The organism is Endomicrobiales bacterium, from assembly GCA_023228045.1.
Lineage (GTDB): Bacteria > Elusimicrobiota > Endomicrobiia > Endomicrobiales > JALOBY01 > JALOBY01.
In genome coordinates this window covers 1-3,027 of sequence record JALOBY010000042.1, presented here as the reverse complement: position 1 = coordinate 3,027, position 3,027 = coordinate 1, and the positions used below count along the sequence as shown (strand labels likewise).

Here is a 3,027-nt window from a genome sequence, read left to right as displayed (position 1 = left end):
CTGGGAAAACCAGCTGGAACAGTTAGGGTTATATTGCATAGAGGACTAAAAGACCTTAAAGACAAAATCCAAGAAGTGTAACAAATTTCAAAGTTTTGCGTCATACTTATATACAGCCCCGCCTTTATGGCGAGGCAAGCAAAATGCCAAAAATAACAGAAAAGCAATTAATCTCAAAACTGCAGTTGCTAAAGGAAATTAAACCCAGAGAAGAATGGGCTTCTTTGCTTAAATCACAAATTTTGGTAGAGAAAACAGAAATTGTTGCACAGCCGGCAAGATTTGCAAAGTTTATGGATACGGTCCTTCGACTTTGCTCAGGACAAATTTTCTCACGAAAATTTGCTTATTCTTTTGCGGTATTGGTTTTTATTTTTGTTGGCTTGGTTGGATTTGCTGGAAACACAGTGCCTGGCGATTTGCTGTTTCCGGTTAAAAAATTAGCCGAGCAATCGCAGGCATCTTTAACCGGACAAACGGGATTACAGCAAAATGTTGCAAATCTAAACAGCAGGATAAATGATTTGGCGCAAGTTGCAAAAGATGGCAAAAAAAATAATATTCCCTCTGTGATAAGTGAGATTAGCTTAAACGCAAAGGATTTGGCAAAAAGCATAAAAGATAATCCGGTGAATGACCCAAAAACTTTGGCAGAAATTGCAGACAGCTTAAAAACATTGGCCAATGTTCCTGGAACAGACTTAACAAAAAATCAGGATGTAAAAGATTTGTACCAAATTGTAGTTGAAAACCAAATTGCGGATTTAGAAAAAACAACCTTAACAGATGAACAGAAAATAACATTAGTAGAAGCTCAAGATTTGTGCGAACAAGGAAAATATTCTGATGCGCTGGAAAAAATATTACTAATAAATAAATAAACAAATAACGATTACGTACATAAATTAAACATTTGATAAATCGCTAATTCGTTGTTAGTACGTAAAACAATGAGTTAATAAGGTCGACCGATGAGAAATAAAAAAAATTAATTAATTTACCCAGTTAAATAGCGCCTCGCGCTAAATTTGCGAGGCAAATTTATTTAACCGGGTGAACAAAAAACACACAAAAATGAGTATAAAAAGAACAATTATAACAACCATAGTCGCTTTGGCTTTGGTTGCAGTAGTTGCTCCTGCAGTAACTCAAGCTACAACAATTGATGACTTGTTGGCTCAAATAGCCGCATTGCAAGCCCAATTAGTTGCATTGCAAAATGGCAGTGGCGCCACACCAGTTCCAACTGGCAACGTCGCTTGCGCCGGAGTTACATTTACCCGCAACCTAACAGTTGGCGCAACAGGATCAGATGTAAAATGTTTACAGGTCCTTTTGAACACCAATGGGTTTACACTTGCAGCAACAGGAGCAGGCTCACCGGGAATGGAAACATCCTACTTTGGTCCAATAACCTTAGCAGCTGTTAAAGCATTCCAGGCAGCCAAAGGATGGACACCTGCAAATCAGGTTGGCCCATTAACAAGAGGCGCATTAAACGCCCTTATCGGAACACCTGGCGGCGTAACACCTCCAGTAGTCGTAATTCCAACAGGCCCAGTTTCAGCGACATTGTCTTTTGACAATCCAGCAGCCGGGTCTCTTATCAATTCACAAGCAACAGCAGATGTGCTGCACATTAATTTTGCAGGCACAGGCACAGTTACTTCTGTGACATTGCAAAGAACTGGTATTTCAACACAAAATACCCTTTCAAACGTTTACTTGTATGATGGAGCAACCCGTTTAACAGACGGATACTCCTTCAATGCTAGCGGAACCCTTACAATGAATGGATTAAACATTGCTGTAAGTGGTTCAAAAGTTATTTCTGTAAAAGTTGACACAGCTTCAAATGCAGTAACATATGCATCTTCAGTTGCAGTTGCTTTGACAGGATACACAGCAAATGGCACAGCAGAAGTTGCAAATGTCCAAGGTAACACTTTTTCAATTGTAACTGGAAGCGCAGCTACAGCTTACATGACCACAAACACAGCCAGCTCAACAGCAAGCGTAAATGCTGGCACAACACAATACACAATGTGGTCAGACACAATTCAAGTTAACACAAGAACCATTCAGTTAAAGGGAATGAACTTTAAGATAATTGGTTCTGCTCCAACAAATGCTTTGGCAAACATTAAATTGTTTGTTGACGGCGTTGATTCTGGAGTTATTGCAACAGTTGCACCTATACAAGGTTCAAACTATGCAATGTTTAACTTTGCAACACCTATTAACTTGACAACTGGGACTCACACAATTGATGTAAGAGCAGACATTGTCACAGGAGCAAACAGAACAGTTCAATTGTCAGTTCAGCAAGCAGCTGATGTAGTTTTGTATGACTCTCAAGTTGGAGTTAACTTGGCTATTGAATCTGCTTCATCCACAGCTTTCGTAGCTGATTCTGGAACAACAGTTTCAATTTTAACAGGTTCATCAACACTTGTTGTTGATCCAACATTCAGTGGTTACACAAGCATTACAGCTGGCCAAACAAATGCTGTAATTGGTAAATACACAGTCCATGGATATGGTGAAGACGTAAAAGTCAACACATTATATGTTGTTCCTTTGATAAAGAGCACAACAGATACATCTGCATCAAGTGGAAATGATTGTGTTACTGATTCATCTGGAACATATTCAAGCGGAACTTGCGGATTAAACAATGTAACATTGTACTTCAATGGTTCACAAGTTGGTACTCAGACAAACTGGACAGACGCTCAAATGCAAGCAGGTACAGTTATGTCGTTTACATTGGGTTCGCAAATGATTATCCCAGCTGGACAAGACAGCACATTGGAAGTTAGAGCTGATTTGCAAAACGCAAGCAATTTAAGCTATACCGATGGTACAATTCTTGCAACTGTAAAATACAGCTCAAGCTACAATAATGCTCAAGGACAAAGCTCCTCTGAAATTATTGACTTCCCATCGGCTGACGTTGCCACAACAGGTCTTACAATTTCAAGCGGAAGCTTGGTTGTTTCAAAAAACACAGGATACGCCGCTACA

At 39.5% G+C, this 3,027-nt stretch carries 2 protein-coding genes; both read left to right on the top strand.

From position 1 onward, the window contains the following. The first annotated feature begins 143 nt into the window (after positions 1-143). Positions 144-881: a hypothetical protein gene (locus M0Q46_06685; protein ID MCK9583279.1), complete on the top strand. Its 738-nt coding sequence runs from the start codon at positions 144-146 to the stop codon at positions 879-881. A gap of 193 nt (positions 882-1,074) precedes the next feature. Beyond that, positions 1,075-3,027: peptidoglycan-binding protein (locus tag M0Q46_06680; protein MCK9583278.1), on the top strand; the 1,953-nt coding region annotated here is incomplete at its 3' end.

Bases quoted from the DNA above. Each gene is read 5' to 3' on its own strand.
- M0Q46_06685 (MCK9583279.1), top strand. From the start codon at position 144: ATGCCAAAAATAACAGAAAAGCAATTAATCTCAAAACTGCAGTTGCTA.